22 protein-coding genes are annotated in these 25,764 nt (G+C 67.7%); 13 read left to right on the forward strand and 9 right to left on the reverse strand.

Features of this window, described 5'->3' with window-relative positions:
• Position 1: 1 nt before the first annotated feature.
• The 3 genes from BM337_RS10880 (at position 2) to thsA (ending at position 4,011) form a co-directional block, all read left to right on the forward strand.
• Complete coding sequence (locus BM337_RS10880; protein WP_089816628.1) at positions 2-1,129, forward strand: ABC transporter ATP-binding protein; 1,128 nt, start codon at positions 2-4, stop codon at positions 1,127-1,129.
• Positions 1,126-2,280: an ABC transporter ATP-binding protein gene (locus tag BM337_RS10885; protein ID WP_089816629.1), complete on the forward strand. Its 1,155-nt coding sequence runs from the start codon at positions 1,126-1,128 to the stop codon at positions 2,278-2,280. The genes BM337_RS10880 and BM337_RS10885 overlap by 4 nt, the downstream gene beginning before the upstream one ends.
• A gap of 105 nt (positions 2,281-2,385) precedes the next feature.
• Positions 2,386-4,011 carry a thermosome subunit alpha gene (gene thsA / locus BM337_RS10890; protein WP_089816630.1) on the forward strand — a complete coding sequence of 542 codons (1,626 nt, stop codon included), beginning with the start codon at positions 2,386-2,388 and terminating at the stop codon, positions 4,009-4,011.
• A 45-nt stretch (positions 4,012-4,056) separates the two neighbouring features.
• Here the strand turns inward: thsA and BM337_RS10895 are convergent, their stop codons facing one another.
• Positions 4,057-4,818 carry an IclR family transcriptional regulator gene (locus tag BM337_RS10895; protein WP_089816631.1) on the reverse strand — a complete coding sequence of 254 codons (762 nt, stop codon included), beginning with the start codon at positions 4,816-4,818 and terminating at the stop codon, positions 4,057-4,059.
• 365 nt (positions 4,819-5,183) lie between these two features.
• Between BM337_RS10895 and rdfA the strand changes: the two genes are divergently transcribed.
• Positions 5,184-5,837 carry a rod-determining factor RdfA gene (rdfA, locus tag BM337_RS10900; RefSeq protein WP_089816632.1) on the forward strand — a complete coding sequence of 218 codons (654 nt, stop codon included), beginning with the start codon at positions 5,184-5,186 and terminating at the stop codon, positions 5,835-5,837.
• 42 nt (positions 5,838-5,879) lie between these two features.
• Here the strand turns inward: rdfA and BM337_RS10905 are convergent, their stop codons facing one another.
• A complete protein-coding gene (locus BM337_RS10905) occupies positions 5,880-6,338 on the reverse strand; it encodes a universal stress protein (protein ID WP_089816633.1) in 459 nt (152 codons plus the stop codon).
• 561 nt (positions 6,339-6,899) lie between these two features.
• Here BM337_RS10905 and BM337_RS10910 point away from each other — a divergent pair.
• A complete protein-coding gene (locus BM337_RS10910; protein WP_089816634.1) occupies positions 6,900-7,817 on the forward strand; it encodes a hypothetical protein in 918 nt (305 codons plus the stop codon).
• Between the two features lie 80 nt (positions 7,818-7,897).
• On the opposite strand, the gene BM337_RS10915 is transcribed toward BM337_RS10910, so the two are convergent.
• Positions 7,898-9,169, reverse strand: a complete 1,272-nt coding sequence (locus BM337_RS10915) for a tRNA (N(6)-L-threonylcarbamoyladenosine(37)-C(2))-methylthiotransferase (protein WP_089816635.1) — start codon at positions 9,167-9,169, stop codon at positions 7,898-7,900.
• A 143-nt stretch (positions 9,170-9,312) separates the two neighbouring features.
• Between BM337_RS10915 and BM337_RS10920 the strand changes: the two genes are divergently transcribed.
• Together BM337_RS10920 and BM337_RS10925 are read left to right on the forward strand one after the other, a co-directional pair.
• The gene (locus tag BM337_RS10920; RefSeq protein WP_245778651.1) at positions 9,313-10,086 is read left to right on the forward strand and encodes an archaellum protein ArlH; all 774 of its coding nucleotides are present in this window, start codon (positions 9,313-9,315) and stop codon (positions 10,084-10,086) included.
• A gap of 55 nt (positions 10,087-10,141) precedes the next feature.
• Positions 10,142-11,059 carry a DMT family transporter gene (locus BM337_RS10925; protein WP_089816636.1) on the forward strand — a complete coding sequence of 306 codons (918 nt, stop codon included), beginning with the start codon at positions 10,142-10,144 and terminating at the stop codon, positions 11,057-11,059.
• A 12-nt stretch (positions 11,060-11,071) separates the two neighbouring features.
• Here the strand turns inward: BM337_RS10925 and BM337_RS10930 are convergent, their stop codons facing one another.
• From BM337_RS10930 to BM337_RS10940, 3 genes are all read right to left on the reverse strand, one after another.
• The gene (locus BM337_RS10930; protein WP_089816637.1) at positions 11,072-12,436 is read right to left on the reverse strand and encodes a serpin family protein; all 1,365 of its coding nucleotides are present in this window, start codon (positions 12,434-12,436) and stop codon (positions 11,072-11,074) included.
• Between the two features lie 95 nt (positions 12,437-12,531).
• Complete coding sequence (locus BM337_RS10935; protein ID WP_089816638.1) at positions 12,532-12,720, reverse strand: hypothetical protein; 189 nt, start codon at positions 12,718-12,720, stop codon at positions 12,532-12,534.
• Between the two features lie 314 nt (positions 12,721-13,034).
• The gene (locus BM337_RS10940) at positions 13,035-14,126 is read right to left on the reverse strand and encodes a KaiC domain-containing protein (protein ID WP_089816639.1); all 1,092 of its coding nucleotides are present in this window, start codon (positions 14,124-14,126) and stop codon (positions 13,035-13,037) included.
• Between the two features lie 153 nt (positions 14,127-14,279).
• Between BM337_RS10940 and BM337_RS10945 the strand changes: the two genes are divergently transcribed.
• On the forward strand, positions 14,280-15,155 hold the full coding sequence (locus BM337_RS10945) for an NAD(+)/NADH kinase (RefSeq protein WP_089816640.1): 876 nt from the start codon (positions 14,280-14,282) through the stop codon (positions 15,153-15,155).
• Here BM337_RS10945 and BM337_RS10950 read toward each other — a convergent pair.
• The gene (locus BM337_RS10950) at positions 15,152-15,439 is read right to left on the reverse strand and encodes a DUF8006 family protein (RefSeq protein ID WP_089816641.1); all 288 of its coding nucleotides are present in this window, start codon (positions 15,437-15,439) and stop codon (positions 15,152-15,154) included. The genes BM337_RS10945 and BM337_RS10950 overlap by 4 nt on opposite strands.
• Before the next feature lie 128 nt (positions 15,440-15,567).
• Between BM337_RS10950 and BM337_RS10955 the strand changes: the two genes are divergently transcribed.
• Positions 15,568-16,146 (forward strand): response regulator, encoded by a 579-nt coding sequence (locus tag BM337_RS10955; protein ID WP_089816642.1) that lies wholly within the window; start codon positions 15,568-15,570, stop codon positions 16,144-16,146.
• A 28-nt stretch (positions 16,147-16,174) separates the two neighbouring features.
• Here the strand turns inward: BM337_RS10955 and BM337_RS10960 are convergent, their stop codons facing one another.
• Positions 16,175-16,930: a hypothetical protein gene (locus tag BM337_RS10960; RefSeq protein WP_089816643.1), complete on the reverse strand. Its 756-nt coding sequence runs from the start codon at positions 16,928-16,930 to the stop codon at positions 16,175-16,177.
• A gap of 92 nt (positions 16,931-17,022) precedes the next feature.
• Positions 17,023-17,646, reverse strand: a complete 624-nt coding sequence (locus BM337_RS10965) for a TetR/AcrR family transcriptional regulator (RefSeq protein WP_089816644.1) — start codon at positions 17,644-17,646, stop codon at positions 17,023-17,025.
• A gap of 240 nt (positions 17,647-17,886) precedes the next feature.
• Between BM337_RS10965 and BM337_RS10970 the strand changes: the two genes are divergently transcribed.
• The 4 genes from BM337_RS10970 to BM337_RS10985 all read left to right on the forward strand — a co-directional run bounded on the left by BM337_RS10970 (position 17,887) and on the right by BM337_RS10985 (position 25,760).
• Entirely contained in the window at positions 17,887-19,467 is a 1,581-nt protein-coding gene (locus BM337_RS10970; RefSeq protein WP_089816645.1) for a COG1361 S-layer family protein, read from the forward strand.
• Positions 19,468-21,996, forward strand: a complete 2,529-nt coding sequence (locus tag BM337_RS10975; RefSeq protein WP_089816646.1) for an efflux RND transporter permease subunit — start codon at positions 19,468-19,470, stop codon at positions 21,994-21,996.
• Between the two features lie 57 nt (positions 21,997-22,053).
• Positions 22,054-23,463, forward strand: coding sequence for a dihydrolipoyl dehydrogenase family protein (locus BM337_RS10980; protein WP_089816647.1), 1,410 nt, complete (start codon positions 22,054-22,056; stop codon positions 23,461-23,463).
• Between the two features lie 170 nt (positions 23,464-23,633).
• On the forward strand, positions 23,634-25,760 hold the full coding sequence (locus BM337_RS10985; RefSeq protein WP_089816648.1) for a cation:proton antiporter: 2,127 nt from the start codon (positions 23,634-23,636) through the stop codon (positions 25,758-25,760).
• The last annotated feature ends 4 nt before the right edge of the window (positions 25,761-25,764 follow it).

Below are 25,764 nucleotides of genomic sequence, written 5' to 3' on the forward strand. Positions count from 1 at the left end.
GATGGCGATAGACCAGTCGGGAACGACCGGCACGCCCGACGCAGACGAGGACGAACCGGAAGATATCGTCATGTCGGTCCGCGACGCGCGGGTGTCCTTTGACATGGCCCGCGGGCAGGCGTGGGTGCTCAACGACGTCGACCTCGACGTCCGGCGCAACGAGATTCTCGCCGTCGTCGGCGAGTCCGGGTCGGGCAAGTCGATGTTCGCCTCGGCGCTGCTGGACGCCGTCGAGGACCCGGGACGGCTAGCCGGCGACGTCACCTACTACCCGGACGAGGCGGCCGGGGAGAGCCAGACCATCGGCTCGTTCGACGAGGGACTCGACGACTCCGTGGACGTGCTGGACCTGGACCCGGACGAACTGCAGGCGTTCCGGTGGGAGAAGGTCTCGATGGTGTTCCAGGGGGCGATGAACTCGTTCAACCCCACGATGAAGATCAAGGCCCACTTCCACGAGACCATCCAGGCCCACAACGCGGTCCTCGAAGAGCGGATGGACCACGTCCGGAAGCTCTTCGACGCGCTGTACATCGACTTCGACCGCGTGATGACGTCCTATCCACACGAGCTCTCCGGCGGGATCAAACAGCGGACGCTCATCGCGCTGGCGCTGGTGCTGGAACCCGAGGTGCTCGTGATGGACGAGCCGACCGCCGCGCTGGATCTTTTGATGCAGCGCTCTATCATCTCGATGCTGCGGAACCTCCGCGACGAGTTCGACCTCACCATCGTGTTCATCACCCACGACCTGCCGCTGGTCGGCGGCCTCGCGGACCGCATCGCCGTGATGTACGCCTTCGAGTTCGTGGAGGTCGGTGCGACGCGGGATCTCATGAAGAACGCCGCCCATCCCTACACCCGCTCGCTGTTACGGTCGGTGCCGAGCATCACCTCGGACGTCGACGAGATGGAACCGATCGAGGGGGCGCGGCCGGACCCGGTCAACATCCCGACCGGCTGTTCGTTCCACCCGCGCTGTCCCGTCGCCGACGACCGCTGTGAGATCGAGGACCCGGACCTGGCCGCCGTCGAGGACGACCTCCAGGCGGCGTGTTTCTACACCGACCAGGCGCGCGAACAGATCGACTACACGCTGGAAGACGAATCCACGGGGGACGACAGATGAGCACCGACGACGCGACCGACGGGGAACAGCACGACGAGGAAGCCGGGCGCGCCGACGAACCCCTCCTGGCGCTGGAGGACGTCGAGGTCCACTACGATACGGGGACCGGCATCGAGCGCTACCTCAGCGACAAGCGCGTGAAGGCTGTCGACGGGGTGAACCTCGAACTCGAGGAGAACGACATCGTCGTGCTGGTCGGCGAGTCGGGGTGTGGGAAGACCACGCTCGGGAAGTCCGCGGTCGGGCTCGAACGGCCGACCGGCGGCGCCGTCAAGTACCGCGGCCAGGACATCTGGGAGGCCAAGGACCACCCCAGAGGGGCCGACATCGAGTTCCGCGAGATCCGTCGGGCGATGCAGATCATCCACCAGGACCCGGCGAACGCGCTCAACGCCTCGCGCAGGGTGCGGGCCATCCTGGCCGATCCCCTGAAGAAGTACCGGACGGAACTCGGCCCGCAGGAACGCGAGGAGACGATCTACCGCTACCTGGAGTACGTGGACATGACGCCGGCGGAGGACTACGCCGACCGGTACCCCCACCAGCTCTCGGGCGGCGAGAAACAGCGCATCACGCTCGGGCGCGCGCTGTTGATGAACCCGGACGTCATCCTGGCCGACGAGGCCATCAGCGCGCTGGACGTCTCCCTGCGCGTCGAGATGATGGACCTCATCCTCGATCTGCAGGAGACGTTCGACACCTCCTACGTCTTCATCTCCCACGACCTGGCGAACGCTCGCTACCTGGCCAAGCGGGCTGGCGGTCGGATCGCCATCATGTACCTGGGCAACATCGTCGAGATCGGTGGCCCTGACGAGGTGATCCAGAACCCGAGCCATCCCTACACGGAGGTGCTCCGGTGGTCGACGCCCTCGATGGACCCCGACGTCGCGATGGAACGGATCAAGGAGAAACCGCCCGTGCGACGGATCGACGTCCCCGACCCGCAGGACCCGCCGTCGGGCTGTGCGTTCCACCCGCGCTGTACGAAGGCCCGCGAGGCCTGCGCGGCCGAGGACCCGGAACTGTACGACGCCGAGGAAACCGAGGCGGCCTGCTTCCGGGCGCTCGACAACCACGAGTACTGGTCGAGTCAGGAACTCGAGGACGCAGAGGGCTCCGGGACGGCGGAACTCGGCGTCGGCGACTAAGTCCTGACCGCCTGCGACAGTCGCACCGAACCGAACGCCGCCGCCCGCTCGCGAGGACCGCGGGAGGGCAACGCTTATCTTCGCTACCGAGTCATCAGGGTACACATGACACGGCAGACGCAGTCAGGCCCGACGAGCGTCACGTCCGAGGAAACCCAGCGTAGTACCGGCGAGCAGGCGCTGGCGCTGAACGTGGCCGCCGCCGAGGGCATCACCGACGCGGTGCGGACCACGCTCGGCCCTCGCGGGATGGACAAACTGCTCGTCGACGGATCGGGCGACGTCGTCGTGACCAACGACGGCGCCACCTTGCTGTCGGAGATGGACGTCTCTCACCCCGTCGCCCGGTCGCTGATACAGGTCGCGACGACCCAGGAGGCCGAGGTGGGCGACGGAACGACGTCGGCCGTCGTGCTGGCCGGCGCGCTCCTGCAGGAGGCCCTGGACCTGGTCGACGACGGCGTCCACCCGACGACCGTCGCCACGGGGTACTGGATGGCGGCCGACGTCGCGAGCGAGGCGCTCGACGAGATGGCCAGGGGCGTCGGGCCGGACGACGTCCCCGCGCTCGAACGCGTCGCCGCGACGGCGATGACGGGCAAGGGCGCCGAGCAGGCCAGGGACCAGCTCGCCTCGGTCGTCGTGCAGGCCGTGCGCGCGGCGCTGGCGGAGAACGGCCGGGTGAACGACGACTCGCTCGTCCTGCGGGCGTTCCCGACGCGCTCGCTCTCGGACTCGCAGTTCGTCCCCGGACTGCTGTTCGACTACAACCCGTGTCACCGGGGGATGCCCCGCTCGCAGACGGACGCCGACGTGCTCGTCTACGACGGCGCCGTCGAGACCGCCGAACTGTCCAACGACGGCGGGGCCACGGTCACCGACTTCGGCGAGTACCAGTCGTTCGTCGACCGGGAACACGCCGAACTCGACGCCGCCGTCGACCGGATTCTCGACGCCGGCGCGGACGTGGTGCTCGCGACCGGGAATATCGAATCCCGTGCCCGGGAACGGCTGGCCAGGGCGGACGTGACGGCGTTCTACGAGGTCGACGACGACGACGGCCGGCAGGTCGCGCTGGCGACCGGCGCCACGCCGGTCGGCGACCTCGACGTGCTGACCGCGGACCACCTCGGCTTCGCTGGCAGCGTCGCACAGCAAAAGTTCCGGGAGCTGACCCACAAACAGGATGCACCGGCCGAGCGGACGATGGTGTTCGACGACCTGCCGGGCGAGACGGTCGGGACCATCCTGCTGCGCGGCGGGACCGAGCACGCCCTCGACGAGGTCGAGCGAGCGGTCGAGGACAGCGTCGGTGTGACGGTCGCGGCCGTCGAGGACGGCGTCATCGTACCCGGTGCGGGCGCCCCGGAGATAGCACTCGCACGCGCAGTACGCGAGCGCTCGACGGACGTGGCGGGGCGCGAGCAACTCGCGCTCGAGGCGTTCGCCGATTCGCTGGAGACCCTGCCCCGAACGCTCGCGGAGAACGCCGGTCACGACGTCGTCGACGCGCTGGTCGCGCTGCGGACGGCACACGACGACGGCGACTGGGCCGCCGGCCTCGACGCCGACACCGGGGACGTCGTCGACGCGTATCGGGCTGGCGTCATGGAGCCCTACCGGGTGAAATCCTGTGCGCTGTCGTCGGCCGTCGACGCCGCGACGCTGGTCCTGCGCATCGACGACCTCATCTCGGCGGGCGACCTGACGGCGAGTGACGACGAGAACTGAGTTCGGATTCGGACGGCGGTGAGATCGGGGGCAAGTGCGCGCCGGTCAGGAGTGGTTGTGTTCCAGTTCGACGACGTTGGCCGCACTGAGAACTTCGTTGGGCAGCTCCTCGAAGAACCGCTCGTCGTCGACCCGCTGGCTCGGACAGGCGACGCTGATGGCGGCCAGCGCCCGGTCGTGGCCGTCGGTGATGGGCACCGCGATACAGCGCAGGCCGGGGAGTCCCTCCTCGCGGTCGACGGCGTAGCGCTGCTCGCGTATCTCGTCGAGTTCTTCGAAGAACGTCTCGCGGTCGGTGATCGTCTTGTCCGTCGCCGCGGGCATCCCGTGCTCGTCGAGGACCGCCTCGACCTCCTCGCGCGGGCGGAACGCGAGGATGGCCTTGCCGAGCCCGGTCGAGTGGAGGTGGACTCGCTGGCCGGCGTAGGTGCCCAGCTGGACGGCCTGGTCGCCCTCGGCCTTGTAGAGGAAGATGCCCCGTCCCTGTTTCTCGACGAGCAGGTTCACGAGCTCGCCGGTTTCCTCGGCGAGTTTGTCGACCGCCGGCCGGGCGGTGTCGTAGATCTCGTTCCGGTTGCGGGCGTAGGCGCCGAGGCCGAGAAAGGCCAGGCCGATGTGGTACTCGTCGCCCTCCTTGACGACGTACTCGCGCTGGGCGAGCGTGTTGAGGTGATTGTGAACCGCGCTCTTGCCCACCTGCACCCTGTCGGCGATCTCGGAGACCCCCGCCCCGTCCAGTTCGCGGATGATCTCGAGGATCTCCAGCGTCCGGTCCACGGTCCGGACCGGATGGTTCGTCTGTGCCATACCTTCGCAACTTACCGAACGAATATAATGGTTCTGCCTGGCCGAACGACGTTCTGTCTGTGCCAGCGGTCTCCGAGTCACGGACGAGGAGCGTCCCGACGAGCGATTCGGTCCGTGACTGTCGTAATTTTATATAGGATGGGAACCAATTTAGGTCTGTCCCGGGGTAACACACGGGACTGGTGGAATCGAACAGCCACGAACCACTGCTACTCACTGCTATGAGTACGCGCGGCGGCGTCACGGACGCGTCGCGGGACGGATCGCCACTATCCACCCGCGTCCGTCTGAACCGATCCGGAGACACGAACGCCGCCGCGCTCATCATAACAGATTTGACTCCTATTCCCCAAGACTGGACAGGTATGACTGACGAGGGCCACGTAGACGAGAATGGCGCGGGCGGGGACGGGCCGAGGACGCCCGAAAGCCGGCGGAGCAAGGTCGGGCGCGTCCTCGCAGAGCGGGACCTGGACGGGCTGGGCACGGAACTGGAAGCGTACTGGACCGGCGAGGGGAGCGAGCGCTACAGCCTCCGGGATCTCGCGGACCACTTCAACCGGCGCGTCCTCCGGGCAGCGCTCCGAGCGGCCGACCAGGACCCCCTCGACGGCGAGGCCGAGAACCTCTACGAACTGCTCACGGGCGACGAGGTGACCAGCGGGACCCGTATCCAGGCCGAACACCGGCTCGAACGGGCCGGCGTCGACGTCGACCGGCTCGAGCGGGACTTCGTCTCCCACCAGGCTGTCCACACCTACCTCACGAAGTACCGCGACGTCGAGGCACCGTCCTCTGGCGACGGCACGACCGTCGAGAGCGCCCGGACGACGGTCCAGCAACTCAGGAACCGCCTCCAGGCGGTGACGGAGACGACGATCGGCGCCCTGCTGAACGCGAACCTGCTGTCGCTCGGCGACCACCACGTCTACGTCGACGTCCGCGTCACCTGCAACGACTGCCAGAACCAGTATCCGGTGACCGACCTGTTCGACGCGGGCGGTTGCGAGTGCGAGTGACGCGTCAGCTGCCTGTACACGCCGTGCGTTCTCCCGTGCGCCTCACCCCATGACGACCGTGACCGGGCCGTCGAAGTTGAGGATGATCCGCTGGGCCACGTCACCGAAGATGACCTTCCCCGTCGGCGAGCGGCGGCGGCCGACGACGAACACGTGGTCGCAGTCCTCGCGACTCGCCGCGTCGAGTATCTCGTCGGCCAGTTCGCCGTCGTCGGCGACCGAGGCGGTGACGTCGAAGGCGGGCGCGTCGTCGCCGAAGACGTCTCCGGCCAGCGTCCGTGCGAAGTTCCGCGCGACGTCCAGCGCGTCGGTCCCGCTGTAGGAGGCGTGCTCGGCCGTCTCGAGAGCCTCCATCGTCTCCGCGTCCTCGTCGTACTCTCCGGGAGTGACCCAGGAGAACAGGACCAGTTCGGCATCGACACCCCGGGCGAGTTGCCCCGCCTCTGCGAGCAGTTCGCGATTCGCGTCGCTGTCGTCCACGACGACAAGTGCCCGTTCCATATCCACGTACCTGCACGCTCTCCCCCATAAGTGTTCCTGGGAGGGCCGTTCAGCGTTCCGGATACGTCCTCGCTGGCTGCCGGAAACCGATCGAACGGGGAACGAATTATATAAAAATCTAATAATACCTGTCTTTCTGATATAGTGTAATAACGTCAGCGACGGGATGCCGCGCTGGTTCGGGTCGTTTCTTCGGGTCAGGTCTGGACTGTAGCTCGAAGATTGCTCCTAGACGGGCGGTGCGTGCCCAATCGGTCGGCGAGTTATCTGGATCCAGTCGATTTCCCGTTCGCTGGAATCACGCCGATCTACCGGGTCGCCTCCGGGGTAAATCTGTGTCTCTGGTTCCTCTCACGGTGATCTCAGCCGGTAACGCCCTTCGGCAGGACCTGCACGGCCGTCCGTTCGACTCGGATTGCTAGATATGATTGAGATCTTAGTATATGGGGTATTTATACGCATTTTGCCATTAGAATTACCGATCTCGTCACCGCTGGGCTATCCGGGCCCGGCGTCGCTGGCAACCGATACTATAAACAGAGTGCCACGAGCACTGCCGCCATGCCCATCGACCGTCGAACCGCCCTCCAGACGGTGGGAACGGCCGGCCTGGCCGCACTCGCCGGGTGTCTGTCCACGAACCACTACGAGTACACCCTCACAGTGGACTCCGTCGACCAGTCGCTGGCCGACTACGCGCTGTACGACCCGGACGACGAGTCGCTGTTCGACACCGCGGCGCGGGACGCCCTCGACGCGATACTCCCGGACGGCCGGCACACGACGTACGGATACGAACCGCTCCCGACCGGCGCCTACGTCGAGGACGGTGGCCGGTACTACCAGACCGAAGCCGTGGTCACCGGCCGCGAGGAGCGGGAGCGAACGCTCGTCCGCGCCGACCACCTCGAAATGGACTCCGTCTCGGCCGAGATGGTTCCCCTCGACTCCCTCTCGACGGTGAGCCGCCGTATCGTCGAAATCCTCCACGAGTACCACGCGACGGACGGCGCTGGTCACTCGACCGATTCGCTCTGGGACGGCGCGTACGTGCTCCGCCGGCCGGCCGAACTGGACAGCGCGGTCACCGGCGAGCTCGACGACGCGACGGTGGCGGTGGATCCAGGGGAAAACTCGGCCTACCGCCTCTCGCTCGCCACCGAACGGATCACCGAGCGCGTGGTCGAATCGTTCGCCGTCGACGTCGCCGAGGACTCGCAAACTTTCAATGACGTCGTCCTCGCCACCCGGATCGACGCCGAGGTCGAGGGCCCGGGCCTGGACCCGGGGGTCAGGCAGGCGCTCGAGGACGTCGTCGAAACCGGCGAGACGAGCGAGACGACGCCGCTGACCCCCTCGTTCGAGGGATTGCTCGAACGTCTGGGGCTTGGCGACGTCGACGTCGGCAGGAACGGACAGGTACTCTGGTACGACGAGCGACTCTATCGCTACGGCCTGTACGTGAGCCCGGCCAACTGAGTGGGGTCTGGGCCGGCTGAATCCGGCCGACGGGCAGTCCTGCTCGGCCGAGATCGCTCCCGCGGGCCCGGGTTGGTCCCTCAGTTGACGGGCTCGCCGAAGGCGTACACCGTGTTGTGGCTGGTAATCTCGCACTCGACGAACTCGCCCAGTTCCAGCCCGCGCTCTTCGGCGTCGGCGATAACGACCTGTCGGTAGGCCCCGTCGTAGCCCACCAGCGACTCGTCGGTGCCGTCCTCGACCAGGAGGACCTCGCGGGTCTCGTCGCTCTCGACCATCGCCTCGTAGGCCTCGGCGACGACGTCCATCTTCAGTTCGGACATCGCCTTCGAGCGCTCCTTCTTGACCGTCCCGCCGAGCCCCTTCATGTCGGCGGCGTCCGTGCCGGGGCGCTTCGAGAACCGGGTGACGTTGATCTTCTCCGGGCGCGTCTCGCGCAGGAGCGCCATCGTCTGCTGGAAGTCGCGGTCGTCCTCCGTCGGGAAGCCGACGATGAAGTCCGTCGACAGCGTCCAGTAGTCGAGGTACTCGTCGAAGGTCTCCACGACCTCGACGTACTCCTCGACGCAGTGCTGGCGGCGCATGTCGGCGAGCACGTCGTCGGAGCCCGACTGGACCGGCGCGTGCAGGAAGCTGTACAGTTCGTCGTGGGTCGCGAACAGGTCGGCCAGTTCCTCGCGGACGCCGTGGATGCCCTTGGGATTGGCCATCCCGATGCGGACCCGGAACTCGCCGTCGATTTCGGTACAGATCCGCTCCAGTAGCTCGGGGAGGAGGCTCTCGCCCTGGTTGCGGTCCCAGCCGTAGACGCCGGTGTCCTGGCCCGTGATCCTGATCTCCTTCGCGCCGGCGTGGACCAGCGCGCGGGCCTTCTCCAGGTTCTCCTCGACCGGTGGAGACTCGATCCGGCCGGTCGCCTGCTTGGTGATGCAATAGGAACAGTCGCTCATGCACCCGCGGGCGATGGGGAGGATGCCGACGACGCCGTCGAGGACGGGTTCGGTGTCCGGCGTGACCGTCGGGCACTCGCCGTTGAGGACGTGCTGGGGGACGTCGTCCCAGTGGAGCACGTCGGCGTCGAGGTCGGCGCTCCGGAACTCCTCGCCCTGGGCCAGCGCCATACAGCCCGTGATGACCAGATCCGCCGGCGTCTCCTCGTCGAGTTCCGCGGCCCGGCGGAGCATGTTGCGCTCCGTCTTCTCGACGACCGTGCAGGTGTTGAGGATGGCGACGTCCGCCGACTCCGGGCCGTCGGCCGGGTGGTGACCGCCGTCGCGGAGCGCCTGCTCGATCTGTCGGGACTCACCCCTGTTCGAGGTGCAGCCGTACGTTTCGATGTGGTAACGGGCCATGGTGGATCGGAGACTGCGACTGCTGCTTGTCCTATCCTTGGTACTCGCGGCCAAAAGCGCGACGGATCTGACCGGGGCGATTGGACAGGGCGGGGGCGGGTTTTATCGTCCCGTCTCCTCTGCATGGGACAAGGTTCCACTCCATGCGTTCGTCCTCGTTCCCGACCGGCCCGATGGAGAGCGTGACCGGCCGGCTCTACTCGCTCGGGATGGCCCACCACGACCGCCTCAACCACGCCTTCGGCGGCGGCCTTCCCCGGGGGAGCATCGTCCTGGTCGAGGGCGAGTACGGCGCCGGCAAGTCCGTCCTCGCCCAGCGCTTCGGCTACGGCCTGTGCTCTGAGTCCCACGACGTCACCTACCTCTCGACGGAACTGACGACGGGCAAGTTCGTCACCCAGATGGCCTCGCTGGGCTACGACGTCACCTCGCTGCTCCTCCAGGACCGCCTCCTCTTCCTCCACGGCGCCGTCGGCGGAACGACGAGCGACGGCAAGCGACTGAACCTCCTCGAACGGCTCATGGGTGCGACGGCGATGTGGGACTCGGACGTCGTCCTCGTCGACACTTTCGACGCCATCCTGCGCAACGACCCCACGTTCGAAGGGCTCGTCGCCGACGGCGAGCACCGCCAGGCCGCCCTGGAGATCATCTCGTTCTTCCGTCGCCTCACCGCGACGGGCCGGACCGTCGTCCTCACGGTAGACTCCTCGAACCTCTCCCGGGATTCGCTCGACCCGTTCCGCTCCATCGCCGACGTCTACCTCGAACTGTCCGTGTCACAGGTCGGCCGCCACCAGCGACGGGACATCGAGGTGAAGCGCTTCGCCGGGATGGGCACGCAGGTGGGCAACAGGATCGGCTTCTCCGTCCGGCCGGGAATCGGCATCGTGGTGGAGAACCGGATGGTCGTCTGAGGGTTTCTGTGGCCTCATCGTAACGTATATCGGCGGGAGTAGACTGGTCAGACCAATGAGTCGAGCGACGACGACTGCGCTCTTTCTCCTCCTCGGCCTCCTCTGGGGCGGGTCGTTCGTCGCCATCGAGGTCGGGCTCGCCGACTTTCCGCCGGTGCTCTTCGCGTCCTTCCGCTTCTACGTCGCTGGCGCGGTCATCCTGGGCTACGCGGCCGTCTCTACCGACCACTGGCGGCCCCGTCGGAACGACGAGTGGCTCGTCGCCGGTATCGCCGGCGTACTGTTGATCGGGGGGACGCACGCGTTCCTGTATCTCGGGGTTCCGTACATCTCCGGTGCCGTGGCCGCCATCGTCATCAGCTTCAGCCCGGTGTTGACCGCCGTCTTCGCCAGTGTTCTCCTCGACGACCGGTTCACCGGGGTCGGTGTCGTCGGGTTCGCGTGCGCTCTCGTCGGAATCGGACTCATCAGCCAGCCCGACCCGTCGAATCTCCTCTCGGCGGACGTCGTCGGCGTCGGGCTGGTCTTCGCCTCCGCGGTCTTCTGGGCGCTCGGTGCCGTCCTGACCCGTCCGTTCCGCACCGAGATGCCGGTCCAGAGCCTCCAGGCCTGGGCGATGGTGATCGGCGCACCGCTGTTACACGCCACGTCAATCGCACGCGGCGAGTCGATGGCTGCCATCGCGTGGACGCCGGTGGCGGTCGGGACGCTCGCGTACCTGGGGCTCGTGGCCGGGGCGGTGGCGTTCCTCATCTACTTCGAGTTACTGGACCGCCTCGGCGCCGCCGAGATCAATCTCATCGGCTATCTCGAACCGGTGGCTGCGACGGGGCTCAGCTACCTCCTCCTGGGGAGTCTGATCGACCTCCCCATCGTCGCGGGGTTCATCGCTATCTTCGTCGGGTTCGCGCTCATCAAGCGCGACGCGATTAGAGAGGTCGTACTCTCGGTCGCTGGCGCCGACGACGCCTGAGGGGACTCGGGGCTAGTCGTCGCCCTGCGCGGCACCGGCGTCGACCACCCGTCCAAGGAACAGGACCGCGTCGGTCGGCCGGTCACGGATGCAGAACAGGAACGGCCGGTCGAAGCGGAGTTCGCCCCACTGGGGCGGCATGGATTCCGTCATCACGACGGCGGTGGAGGCGGCGGCCTCGGTGCCCTCCTCGTCGACGCTGACGAAGGAGTCGTGGTACACCTCGTCTATCCACGGCCCGCCGTCGCCCCGGACCATCCCGGAGAAGTCTGCGCCGCTCTCGAACGGGACTGGCATGCCCATCTCCGCGAGGGCGTCGGAGAGCTGGACCTCGGTCTCGAACTCGAACGTCGGGAGCGCCAGGTCCCCCGCCGCGTCGCCGAGTTCCTCGAAGATGCCGAACAGCCGGTCGGCGTCGAGGTTCTGCTCGAACGCTTCGAACCGGCCCTCGTCGGGGAGGAGCAACACCATCGAGACGTCGCCACCGACGTAGGGGAGTTCGACCGCCTCGGCGCCTGGCACCGACGCGTACGCCGTCCGGAGGTTCTGGTGCATCATCGGCACTGTGGACTCGGTGCCGTCGAGTGCGGTGAAGGTGCCGTCAGCGGTGTCCTCGGGGTCGAACTCCTGGTACCAGCTCGCCATGAAGTAGATGGCGTTGGTCAGGACGAGCACCGTCTGGGGTGTGATAGCGTTCGGCGGCAGCAGGTCGTCGATGCGGTCCTCGGTGGCGTCGGCGACCCACTGGTTGATTCGCTGGCGTTCTCCCTCTGGGTCACCGGCGAAATCAGCGGCCTCCAGCCCGGCGCCGTAGTGGTCCTCCAGCAGCGCGAGGTAGTCCTCGGAGAACGGGTAGTCCTCCCGGCCCCAGAGCGCGTTCACGACTGCGAGTTGGAACGCGTCGACGTCGTCGCCGTCGGTCGGATCGGTCGTCGTCGCACGCGAGTCCAGCTCGGCCTGCAAATCGGCCAGCGCCGGGTGGACGTCCTCGCCCAGCGTGTAGCGCAACGTCTCCCGCATCTGTTCGCGAGTCTCGCCGCGGGCGCCCGCGAAGGGCATCGCCAGCGCGACGGAAATGCTGTACGGCGACAGGAACTGGTTGCCGCCGTCGCCGGCGGCGAGGTGCCGGTGTAACTCCAGGGCGAACCCGGCGTTCCCGACCGCGAGTTCCGCCAGTCGCTCGTCGTCGACGGATGGCTCGCCCGATGGCGGCTCGTCAGTCGCAGTACTCGTCGGCGTCTCGGTCGGCGAATCGACCGGCGTCTCCGTGGGGCTACTCGTCCCGGGCGTCGATCGCCCGTCTCCGTCACCCGTACAGCCGGCCAGCACCGCGGCCGCGAGGGCGCCCGACAGCGAAAGTACGTCACGTCGGTCCATAGCCGGGTGGTTCACCCGCGCGAGAAAAGCCCTTCTGGTGGGACAAACGCGGTTTTGAGCGACGATCGCCCGTCGAGTTCGAAACCGGTGTGCTCTCAGGCGGTACTCTGCGCCGCCGCCATCTTCATGATCTGCGGGACGACCAGGATCTCGAGGACGGCGATGCCGAGCACGAGCCAACGCATCGTTCCGTCGAGGACGGTGAACGCGATTATCGTGAGTATCACTGCGCTGCCGATGCCCATGCCGTAGCGCATCGCGGGGCTCTCCAGGGGTGCAGGCATACGATCGGGTGGCCGCGAGCTACCTACATAATATTTGTCACCTGCGATCTGTATCGAATCCATCCCCGCCCGACCGAGTCCTGTCGTGACCGTCGTGGAAATCGGCAGACGGGAAAGCGTACCAGCATACCACTCGCCTCCGGCGAGCGGTTTCCACCGTCAGAGCGGAGCTCTGACGGGCCAAACGTCGTTGCACTCTGTTGGACACCGGTCGCGAACGCAGTGAGCGACCGGCTTTTTTCATCGACGTTTTTTGTGGGGGGTTGAGCGCTCGCCGGAGGCGAGCGCGATTCCCCCCACGAAAAAAGGTCGTCTTAGAAAATACTCGCCTGCTGGTAGACGCTGATGCCGTCTGTCGTTATCTCGTAGGGTTTGGTCTCCCGGGAGTGGTTCGCGTTGCGGATCTTCTGGATCTCGACGGCGAGCCTGGTCTCCTGGTTCTCCGAGCGGACGTACTTGAGGACGAAGACGGCGTCGGTGAGGTACTCGATGGTGCCGTGGCGGGAGGCGTAGGGGTTCGACTCGCTGGCTTCGGAGGTGAGCATGGTCGTGACGCCGGCGCGCTTGAGCGCGCGCGTGAAGTCGAAGACTTCGGTGCGGCGGCGGGCCTGGTCGTCGTACATCATCTCCAGCAACGAGACGGAGTCGAGCACGAGGCGGTCGGCGTCGAACTCCTCGACGAGGTCCGGGAGTTCGCCACGGATGTTGTCGAGGCTGTTGGCCATCTCCACCGGGTCGAGGTCGACGACGGCGAGATGGCCGTCCTCCTCGTAGGCTTCGAACTCCCAGTCCCACTCGTCGGCGGTGGCCATGATGTCGCCGTGGCTCTGTTCGAGCGTGACGAAGATGGCGTTCTCGCCCTGTTCGAGGCCGTGATGCAGGAACTGGAGGCCGAAGGTCGTCTTCCCGGTCCCGGCGGAGCCGATGGCGACGATCAGGTGGCGCGCCGGGACGCCACCCTGTATCATCGCGTCGAGGCCGGCGATGCCGAGGTCGATGCGCGGGATCTCGGACTCGAAGTCCTCGTCCTCGAACTCGTCTTCGCCCGGTCCGCCGGCCGACCGAAACGCGGACTCGAAGTCGTCCTCGAACAGCGATCCGCCGCCGTCCCGGGCTCCGAGGTCGACGCCGCCGGCACCGTTGGTCGCGTCGAACCCGCCAGACCCGCCGTCGTCGAACGGGTCGTCGTCGGTCGCGCCCGACGGCTGGTCTCCCTCGCTCTCGATGTGGGCCTGTGCCGCCGCGAAGGCGTCCTCCGCCGCGTCCTCGAGATCGCGGTCCGACGGCCCGGCCGCCGTCGTCCCCTCGCTCGCACTGTCACCGCTGGCCTCGCTCTCGTCGACGTCTCCGTCGTCGCCGCTGACGGCGCGTTCGAACCAGTCGTCGTCGGAGGACTCCTCGCTCATCTGTGATTCGGGCCCCGCCAGCGAGCCGTTGGCATCTAACTCGCGTCCGGACAGATTAACCTTACCCGCCGCGTTCGCGTTCCTGATAATCCCGTCGCGGCTCGCGGCCGCCCGTGGACGGGTTTATGTGGACCCCGCCGAAAGCCCGAGGCAATGAAGGTCGGCATCGTCGCCCAGCGGGACAACCGCCGGGCAACGTCTCTCGCCGGGCGCCTCGGCGTGCGACTCCGTTCGGCAGACGCGACCGTCGTGTTCGACGAGACGACCGCGGACTCGCTCGACGGCGCCGACGGCGACGGCGACGACGGCGAGTGGTCTGCGGTGGAGGGACCGGCGACCGGCGTCGACGTCGACGAGATGGCGTCGTGCGACCTGGTGGTGAGTATCGGCGGCGACGGCACGTTCCTGTACGCCGCCCGCGGCGCGGGGTCGACGCCCATCGTCGGTGTCAACCTCGGCGAAGTCGGGTTCCTGAACGCTGTCTCGCCCAGTGACGCCATCGACGCCGTCCTCGAGGAAGTCCGCCACTGCCGGGAGAACGGCGGACCGCGGACGACCGACATGGCGCGAATCGCCGCCAGCGGTGCGGACTGGTCGCTCTCCCCGGCGATCAACGAAGTCGTCGTCCACGGCCCTCGCCGGGGCCACGGCGGCGGCGCGGAGTTCGAAGTACGCGTCGACGGGTCACTGTACACCAGCGGCCACGCCGACGGCGTGCTCGTGGCGACGCCGACCGGGTCGACGGCGTACAACCTCAGCGAGGACGGGCCGCTCGTCCACCCCGGCGTCGACGGACTGGTCGTCTCCGAGATGGCCGGCGAGGAGTCGATGCCGCCGCTCGTCGTCGGTGCCGACAGCGAGGTGACGGTACGAATCGAGGGCGCAGAATCCGGGGTCGTCGTCAGCGACGGGCGCGCGCGACAGCGGGTCGGCCCGCCGGAACTGGTGACGCTCACGCGGGCGGACGTCCCGGTGCGGATCGCCGGGCCGCCACGGGACTTCTTCGGTGCGCTCGGGAAACTGGCCTAACGCCGGCTCACGGCGAAGATGACGGGCGCCATGACGAGGAGCGCCAGGCCGACGAACTTGTACATCGCGACGCTCGCGAGCAGGCTGCCGGCCTTCGGTTCGAGCATGTTACCCGGCAGGACGACGAACAGGAGCCCGAACGTGAGCAGGTGGAGCCCGAACAGCTTGTTCGAACGCTGGACGAGGATCCCGACGGCACCGAGTACGGCGACGAGCAGGAGAACGTCACCGATGTTGTAGTTAAACAGGAAGCTGTCGACGACTTGCAGCGGTAACGCGAGCATCCTTGTCCGAATCTCACGATGGCGGAATCAATAAACTTCCGTTCCGCGCCCGCGCGCTCGGTCGTCGGTGGTCAGGCCGGCGCGGGAGCAAACACACTTATTAGCTGTCGGCCGTGAAACAACTCATTGTGCCGGAGTCATCCGCCGACGCGAGCGTGCTGGTCGTCGACGACGAGCGGGACGTCGCCGACGTCTACGCGCTGCGACTGTCAGACGAGTTCGAGACGCGGACGGCCTACAGCGGCGGGGCAGCCATGGAGTCGCTCGACGACGACGTCGACGTGGTGTTGCTCGACCGTCACATGCCGGAGATCTCGGGCGACGACGTCCTCGAGGAGATCCGCGCGTGCGACGTCGAGTGCCGGGTGATCATGCTGACCGCGGTCGACCCGGACTTCGACATCATCGATATGCCGTTCGACGACTACCTCTGCAAGCCCGTCCAGAAGACCGACCTCGTCGCCGCCATCGACCAGCAGCTGACGGCCCGTCGCTACGACGAGCGCCTCTCCGACTACCTGAAGGCCACCTCGAAGCTCGCGCTGTTACAGGGCGAGAAGCGGGTCGAGAGCCTCGAAGCCAACGAGAAGGTGGCGGCCCTCGAACAGCGGGCCAGCCGCATCAGGGCCGAGATGGACGAGGCGCTCGCGTCGTTCGACGACATCGACGCCGCGTTCAAGGAGATCGGTCGCCACCCCGGTAACTGACGACCGTCACCGCCGCGGCCGACTGCCGCTATTCTTCCCGGTCGATCCGTGTGTAGATGACGTAGCCGTCTGCGCCGCCGCTGGCGGTCCGTACCCGGAACCGTTCTGGCCCCGACGGCGTCCGGCAGGCCAGCGTCTCCTCGACCGGGTCGCCGCTGGCGACGGCGTCGACGACGGCTTCGACCGCCGAATCGCTCTCTTCCTCGGCCATCAGTGACTCGTCGAGCGGCGTCTCGCTGAGCGCGTCGGCCGGCACGTCGAACGTCTCGGCGAAGGCGTCGTTGGCCGCGAGGACGACCGGTCCGTGGCCCCGGTCGGCGACGTACAGCACCGGATCCGGGTGGTCGTCGAACAGGTCGGCGGGCCGGGGCGAGGGCGCGTCGTCCGTCTCCATGTCGACGGTCATCGACTCCGACTGGTCGACGTCCTCGCCCCGGGCCTCGGCGGCCAGGAGGTTCGAGACGACGCCGATGCCGCCGCCGAGCGCGATGCCCAGCCCGATCGCGCCCTGGGCCGCGAGCGGGAACCCGGCGATCAGGGTGGTCGCAGCGTAGCCGATCCCGGCGCCCAGTAGTGACCCGCCAAGCAGCCAGCCGACGAGCCAGGTGAGCCCCCGTTGTTCGCGCACGTCACCGAGAAAGAGGAGCGACGCCGCCACGGCGAGGCCGTCCCCCGTCGTGGTGACGATCAGCGCGCTGGCGACGGCGCCGACCCCCCAGGCGACCGCGAGCCGACGCCCCCACGGCATCCGTTCGCGTTCGCTGTCGTGACCCCTTTGTTTCATCGTATCTGGCCTCTGGATGGCCCGCGGTATAACTGTACCTCACCCGGCCGACGCGTCTCGGGGCCGGCTCCCGGTGCCGTCGCGCACGCCGGTCAGTCGGCCAGCAGGCGCGATTCGATATAGGCGTTGACCTCGTCGGCGACCGCTTCGTGGTCGTGGGCGTCCCCCGTCGTTCGTCGAAAGATGTTGCCGGCCAGAACGGTGGCGATGAACGTGGCGGCGGCCTCCGGATCGACGGGTTCGAACTCGCCCTGTTCGATCCCGGCGCGAACGATCTCCGAGAGCTGGTCGGCGAAGATCTCGTCCGCCTCGGTGAACTTCTCGCGGATGGTGTCGTCGCGGACCGCCTGGGCCCGTAGTTCGACGTACGTCCCCACGATCTGGAGGACCTCCTCGGGTGGGTGGTCGCCGACGTTGGGGTCCAGACCGACGAGCAGTTCGACGAAGGTCCGGAGGTTCTCGACCGGGTCGTCGCCTGATTCGAGCGAGAAGATCCGTATAAACTCCTCCAGCGTGAAGTCCACGAAGGCGGTGAGCAGGTCCTCTTTGCCGTCGTAGTGGTGATAAAACGTGGATTTACTCAGATCGGCCTCGTCGGCTATCCGCTGGATCGAGAGGCCGGCGTACCCGTATTCGCGCAAGGCGAGGTACGTCGCGCGCATGATCGCCTCCCGTGAGTCTGCCGGTTCGCCCACGAAAGGGAGGTCCTCGTCCATACCGAACGAATATTCGGTCGGGACAAAAGGGTCTTTCGGCCCGAACGACACCGGCCAGAGTCGATAGTTTGATAAGCGACCGAACGTTCGTTCGAGTATGGAAAGACGGACGGGTCTCCAGACAGCCGGTGACTCGCGAGCTATCTCTTCCGCCCACCGAACCCGGCCGTTCCGCGGCGTGTCGAAACCGACGCCGGTCCGGTCCAGCGACCGGCGACCCACCCACCGAGTGACTATCCAATGAAACGACGCCTCCAGATCGTGATCGCGATCGTCGTATTGCTCTCCGTCCCCGGCTTCGCCCTGGCCGACGTCAGGGGGAGCCCGGACCTGACCGCCCACATCGGCGACAACCACGTCGTCCCCGGTGAACGAACCACGCTGCAGGTCACGCTCCTCAACGACGGGGAACTCGAGTCCAGCGCCAGCACCGACCCCTCGCTGAACGGCGAGGTGACGACGGCACGCGGCGTCACGGTCAACGTCAACTCAGGCGACGCGCCGTTCGACGTGAAGACCGGCCGCCAGGCCGTCGGTACCATCCCCGAGGGCGTCTCTAGCCCCATCCAGTTCTCCGTCGTCGTCCCGGAGGACGCCGAGGCAGACACCTACCGCATCCCGGTGCGGGTGTCCTACAGCTACTACGACTACATCTCCGAGGGCGGCACCCGAACCGAGAGCGACGAACAGCACACCTTCCGCATCCCGGTGACCGTCGAGGACCGTGCGCGCTTCGACGTCGTCAACGTCTCCTCCGACGTCGGCGTCGGCTCGTCGGGCACCGTCTCGGTCACCGTCGAGAACGACGGCTCGATGACCGCACGCGAGACCCAGCTCTCGCTGGCGTCGTCGAGTGCGGATCTTACCTTCAGTGGCGCACAGGAGGGGACCCGCTCGGCAGGGCAGATGGAGCCCGGCGAGCAACGCACGCTCAACTACAGCGTCGCGGCGAGCGGCGACGCAGACACGTCGTCGTACCCGCTGACGCTCACGGCCGACTACAAGGACGGCGACGGCCAGCAGTACACGACGAGCGGGACGCGACTGACCGTCACGCCCGAGCCCGAACAGACCTTCGCCGTCGGCCAGGTCGAATCGACGCTCGCGGTCGGTGACGACGGGGAACTGTCCGGCGTCCTGACCAACACTGGGCCCAGCGACGCAGACGACGTCGTCCTGACGTGGGCGAGCGAGCAACGGAACGTCAACCCGACCGAGACGGAGTACGCCGTCGGTGCCCTCGAGGCCGGCGAGTCCGCCGAGTTCGAGTTCGACGTCGAGGTCAGCGACGCCGCGCGGAGCGGCCCGCGCCAGTTCTCGCTCGTCGCCGAGTTCGAGAACGACCAGGGCGACGACCGGACCACCGACCCGCTCACCGTGCGACAGGAGGTCGCTGGTGCGAGCGACGAGTTCGAGGTGGACATCGTCAACGCGAACGTCTCGGCGGGGGGTAGCTCCACGATCGAACTGGAGCTGACGAACACCGCCGGCGAGGAGTTGACCGACATCTCCGCCGCGCTGTTCGCCGACTCGCCCATCTCGGCCGACGACGACGAGGAGTACGTCCAGTCCCTGGAGCCGGGCGAGTCCGAGACGCTCGTCTTCGGCATCAGCGCGGGCGGCGGCGCGCTCGAGAAGGAGTACCCGCTGTCGATGGACTTCCAGTACGACGAACCCGACGGCGACACGGTGACCTCCGACACGTACCGGGTGCCGGTGCAGGTGACCACGCCCGACGGCGGCGGGTCCCCGCTGGCGCTCGTCGGCGGCGCCGTCCTGCTCGTCATCGTCGCCGTCGGAGCCTTCATGCGGTTCCGATAGATGGACTACCAGCGCTACATCGACTGGGCGGACGACCGCATCGTCGAGGACTCGCGGAAAGTCGTCATCGTCTTCCTCCTCCTGACCGGGGTGTTCGCCATCGGGCTGGGGAACATCTCCATGGCGGCCGGGACCTCCCAGTTCACGACCGGCCTGCCCGCCGAGGAGGCGCTGACGGACATCAACCGGGAGTTCTCGTCCAGTTTCTCGGCCGACACCGGCAACACGCAGCTGATCCAGGAGGGGACGAACGTCCTCTCGAAGGAGTCGATGTTGCGGATGTTGCGCGCCCAGGAGCGCGTCGAGGACCACGACGAGTTGCGCGTCACCTCGACGAGTAGCGCCGCGACCATCGTCGCGACCCAGCTGGACCCGGAAGCGACGACCACGTCGGCCCAGATAGACGCCGTCGAGGAAGCGACGCCGACCGAGATAGACCAGGCCGTGCGCAGCGCCGACGAGCGGAGCCCCCAGTTCTCGGGGCTCGTGAGCAGCGACTTCAACCGGAAGTCGGCCTCGGCGTCGGCGACCATCGGCCTCGTCGTCCACGAGATCCCGGCCGGTATCTCCGAGGGGTCGGGTCAGGGCGGGTCGAGCCCGCTGACGTCCATCCAGAAACAGGCCGACTTCACGGTGAGTTCGGCCGGTCAGGGGACGATCACGGTGTTCGGGTCCGGGATGATCGCCGAGGAGTTCTCGAACGTCATCGTCGACTCCCTGCTGATCGTGGTCCCTGCGGCCGTCCTCTTTATCTTCCTGTTTCTCACTATCGCGTACCGTGACCTGGCGGACCTGGCGCTCGGGCTACTGGCCCTGTTGATCACCATCATCTGGACGTTCGGCTTCATGGGCCTGGCCGGCATCGCGTTCAGCCAGATGCTCATCGCGGTGCCGCCGCTGTTGCTCGCGGTCGGTATCGACTTCGGTATCCACGCCGTCAACCGCTACCGCGAGGAGCAGGTCCAGGGGATCCCGCCGGGGCCGGCGATGCGGACCACGACCGACCAGCTGCTGGTCGCGTTCTTCATCGTCACCGGGACGACGGTGATCGGTTTCCTCTCGAACTTCGCCAGCGACCTCCCGCCGATACAGGACTTCGGGCTCGTGGCCTCCATCGGGATCGTCTTCACCTTCTTCACGTTCGGCGTCTTCCTGCCGGCCGCGAAGGTCGAACTCGACCGGCTCCGGGTCAGGTATCCGATCCCGACGTTCAGCAGGACGCCGCTCGGGTCCGAGGAGTCACGGCTCGGCTCCGTGCTCCGGAGCGGCGTCGTCATCGCCACCAACGCGCCGGCGGTGTTCCTCGTGCTCGTGCTGGTCTCCAGTGCGGGCGTGGGCGTCTACGCCAGCGAGGTCGACACCAGTTTCACCCAGGAGGATTTCCTCCCGCCCGAGGAGACGCCCGCCTACCTCCAGCAGCTTCCAGAGCCGTTCAAGCCCAGCGACTACAGCGTCACCGAGCAGCTGAACTTCCTCGAGGACAAGTTCGAGTCGACCCAGAGCAGCCAGTCGACGGTGTACGTGGAGGGGCACCTGCAACGGGACGACGCCCTCGAAGAGATCTATCGCGCGGGCGAGGACCCACCCGAGAGCTTCGTCCGTCAGAACGGGCGCGCAGAGAGCACGTCCATCGTCACGGTGATCCAGGACCACGCCGAGCGCGACCCCGAGTTCCGCCGCCTGGTCGAGCGAAACGACCGCAACGACAACGGCGTGCCCGACGACAACCTGCGGGAGGTCTACGACTACCTGTTCGCGTCCTCGGCCGGCGACCAGGCGCGCGACTACCTCACCGAGGACCGCCGGAGCACGCGCGTCGTCTACACAGTCAAATCCGACGCCGAACAGGACGAGGTGACGGCGGACACCCGGCAGGTCGCCGACGACTTCCGGATGACGGCGACGGCGACGGGACAGACGGTCGTGTTCAAGGCCGTCTCGGACGTGATCCTCGAGTCCGCGCTGGTGAGTCTCGCCCTCGCGCTGGTGGGCGCGACGGTGTTCCTCGTGTTCATCTACTGGCTGGTCGAGGGGTCGCCGCTGCTCGGCGTCGCCAACATGGTCCCGGTGCTGGTTACGGTCGCCCTGGTCGCGGGGTCGATGCGCTACTTCGGCATCGCGCTCAACGCGATCACCGCGACGATCCTGGCGATCACCATCGGCCTCGGCGTCGACTACTCCGTCCACGTCACCCACCGGTTCGCCGACGAACGCGAGCGCCACGACCTGATCACGGCGCTGGACCTGACGGTCCGCGGGACGGGCGGGGCACTGCTGGGCAGCATGCTCACGACCGTCTTCGGCATCGGCGTCCTGGCCCTGGCGGTGTTCCCCGCTATCGGCCAGTTCGGCGTCATCACCGGGATGTCCATCGCGTACGCCTTCCTCGCGTCGATGCTGGTCCTCCCGGCGACGCTGGTGGTGTGGGATGCGCTCGTCAACGACGACGTCAGCGTCCGCTCGCTGTTCCTCCCGGGCATCGCGAGCGGACTCGACCGCGACGAACCGGCGGAACGGACGCGGTCGTGATCGTGGAACGCACGGCCACTCGACCCTTTATGGGTGACCCAGACGGTACATAACGGTATGACCCACGTCGTCATCGTCGGTGCCTACGGGAGCGCCGGATCCGCCGTCGCCGAGGAACTGGTCGACGAACCCGGGATCGAACTCACCCTCGTCGACGACGGCGACCCCGGCGGTGGTCTCTGTATCCTCGACGGCTGCATGCCCTCGAAGGAGGTACTCTCCGCGGCCGAGCATCGGTTCCAGGCCCGCCACGACGACCGGCTGGTCGGTGACCTCCCCGAGGTGGACCTGGAGGCGGTCGTCGAGCGCAAAGACGACCACACGCTGGACTGGGCCGGCCACCGCCGACGAGGGATCGAGGAGCTTGCCGAGCGCGACGACGTCGAGTTCGTCCACGACACCGCGCAGTTCGTCGACGACCGGACCGTCGCGGTCGGGGACCGCGAGATCGAGGCCGACTACGTCGTCGTCGCCACCGGCTCGGTCGTGAACGTCCCCGACCTGCCGGGGATCGAGGACGTCGACTACCAGACCAGCGCCGACGTCCTCGACGCCACCGAATTCCCCGACAGCGGCATCGTCCTGGGCTTTGGCTACGTCGGTATGGAGCTGGTGCCCTACCTCGCCGAGGCCGGCGGGATGGAGCTGACGGTGGTCGAACACGACGACCGCCCGCTCGACGAGGCTGACCCCGCGTTCGGTGACGCCGTGCTGGACGTCTACGAGGCGAACTTCCCCGTCGACGTCGAGACCAACGTCTACGAGCGGGAACTCGAACCGACCGCCGACGGCGGCGTCCGGCTCACCGTCGAGTGCGCCGACGGGACCGAGGAGACCTACGAGGCCGACCAGCTGTTCTGTTTCACCGGCCGCCGCCCCAGCGTCGACCGGCTGGGCTTCGAGCGAACGGCCATCGACCCCGGCGTCGGCTGGGTCGAGGCGACGATGCAGGCCCGGGACGACGAGCGCGTGTTCGTCGTCGGCGACGTCAACGGGAAGGAACCCATCCTCCACGTCGCCAAAGAGCAGGGGTTCACCGCGGCCGAGAACATCTTGCGGCACCGGGAGGGCGGCTCGCTCCGGGAGTACCACAACGTCCACCACCACGTCGTCTTCACCGGGCTGGGCGTCTATCCCTACGCCCGCGTCGGCCACTCCGAGGAGACCGCCCGTGACGCGGGCCACGACGTCGTCGTCGCGACCCGCCAGGCCAGCGACGACGGCGTCTACAAGGCAAAGGCCGTCCCCGAGGGACTGGCGAAACTCGTCGTCGACGCCGAGGACGGGACGGTGCTGGGCTGGCAGGGCCTCCACTATCACGCCGACGTGATGGCCAAGACGATGCAGGTGATCGTCGAGATGGGGCTGGACGCCCGCGAGGTTCCGGACCGGGCGTACCACCCGACGACGCCCGAGACCATCGACGGCCTGCTCCGGGACTGCGTGGCGCAACTCGACACCGAGTGAGCCGACTGTCGGTGTCCGACTACGGCCGCTGGTCCTCCGCCGCCGGCTCGATGGACCGGCCCGTGCTGCTCGCCTGATCGGTCCGAGCGGACTGGGGGGGCCGCAGACCGGAGGGTTTCTCCGGCAAATTTAGAAGGAATTCGCCCGCGACGTGGACAGTAGACCAGTCGATGACGGGACGTATTCACGTAGTGGCCCTACTGGCCGATCCATCGGCACCGTCGTCGCTGCGGCCGCTGCTGGCGACCGCCCAGCCGCTCTCGCCGCCGTTCCACGACCCGGTCGTGATCTTCGGGCTGGCGATGTTCGTCTTCCTCGCGGCGCCGCTCGTCCTCCAGCGGTACCGGCTCCCCGGCATCCTCGGGATCATCCTGGTCGGCGCCGCCATCGGGCCGAACGGGCTCCACCTGCTCGAACGCGACCAGACCTTCGTGTTGCTTGGCGAGGTGGGTCTGATCTACCTGATGTTCGTCGCCGGCCTGGAGATCGACTACGCCCAGTTCGTCGCCTACAGGGACAGGAGCGTCGTCTTCGGGCTGTTGACCTTCCTGATCCCCCAGGCCGCGGGGACGGCGGTCGGGATGTGGCTGCTCGACCTCTCGCTGCCCGCCGCGTCGCTCTACGCGGCCATCTTCGCCTCCCACACCCTGCTCGCGTACCCCATCGTGAACCGGCTCGGTGTCGTGAAGAACGAGGCGATCACCGCGGCCATCGGCGGGACGATCCTGACCGACACGCTCGCGCTGCTCGTCCTGGCGGTCGTCGTCGCGGCACACGAGGGCGTCCTCGACGCGGCGTTCTGGATCGCACTCGGTGTCGGACTGACCCTGTTCTTCGGGGGCGTGTGGGTCGTCGTCCCGCGGGTCAGCCGGTGGTTCTTCCGGACGCTCCACGAGGAGAGCTACTACGAGTTCCTCTTCGTGATGGTGGTCCTGTTCGTCGCCGCGTTCCTCGCCGAACTCGTCGGCGTCGAGCACGTCGTCGGGGCGTTCCTCGCCGGCCTCGTCCTCAACCGGCTGATCCCCTCGTCCGGGCCGCTGATGAACCGCATCGAGTTCGTCGGCAACGCGCTCTTCATCCCCTTCTTCCTGCTGTCCGTGGGGATGCTCGTCGACGTCGGCGTGCTCCTCGCGGGCCCGGAGACGCTCGTCGTCGCCACGTCGCTCGTCGTCCTCGTGGTGACGACGAAACTCGCGGCGGCGTGGCTCACCGGCCGGATCTACGGCTACGGCCGGGACGAGTGGCTCGGGATGTTCGGGCTCTCGCTGGGGCAGGCCGCCGCGGCACTCGCCATCGTCCTGATCGGCTTCGACGCCGGCGTTCCCGGCTTCGACCAGCACATGGTCAACGGCGTCGTGGTGATGATCCTGGTCGTGAGCCTGGTCAGCCCCGCGGTCGTCGAACGCGCCGGGACGGCCATCGCCCGGACTGAACGCCGGCAGCCCTACGGCCCGAGCGACGCACCCCGGCGGGTCCTCGTGCCGGTGTCGAACCAGTCGGAGCACTGGGAGTCGCTGCTCGACCTCGCCATGGCGGTTCGCGAGGAGCCCGCGGCGGACCCCCTGCACACGCTCTCGGTCGTCCAGCCGGGCGACGAGGCGGCGACCGAAGCGGCCGTCGCCGGGGCCGAGGCGCTGCAGGAGTCGATGGCCGAGTACGCCGCCGGTGCCGACGTGCCGCTCGTCGGCCACACGCGCGTCGACCACAACGTCGCCTCCGGCATCGTCACGGCCGCCGTCGAAAACCGCATCTCGACCGTCGTGATCGGCTGGGACGGCGCCGCCTCGCGAGAACAGCGCGTGTTCGGTCACGTCATCGACCAGGTGTTACGCCGCGCTCCGCAGTTGACGCTCGTGAGCCGGATCCGCGAGCCGCTCGGGACGACGCGCCGGATCCGCCTCGTGCTCCCGCCGGGGATCGACCACAACGCCGGGTTCCCCGAGGCGCTCCACGCCTGCACGCACCTCGCAGCACAGGTCGGCGCACCGGTCCACTCGCTCCTCGTCGACGGCGACTCCGACGGGGACGGACGGGCGGACGCGCTCGACCGGGCCGGGGCGGCGGGCGAGTACGAGTCGGTCGCGGGCTGGACCGAACTCCGGACGCGACTCCGCGAGACTACCCAGGAGGACGACCTCGTCGTCTGCCTGAGTGCTCGCCGGACCGATCCGAGCTGGCACGCCGCGTTACAGACGCTCCCGATGGACGTCTCGACGCTCACCGACGGTAACTTCGTCGTGGTCTACCCCGCCAGCGCGGAACGGGTCGACGACCGGCAGTTCCTCCGGTTCGAGTGACCGG

This window comes from Halomicrobium zhouii, assembly GCF_900114435.1.
Taxonomy (GTDB): domain Archaea; phylum Halobacteriota; class Halobacteria; order Halobacteriales; family Haloarculaceae; genus Halomicrobium; species Halomicrobium zhouii.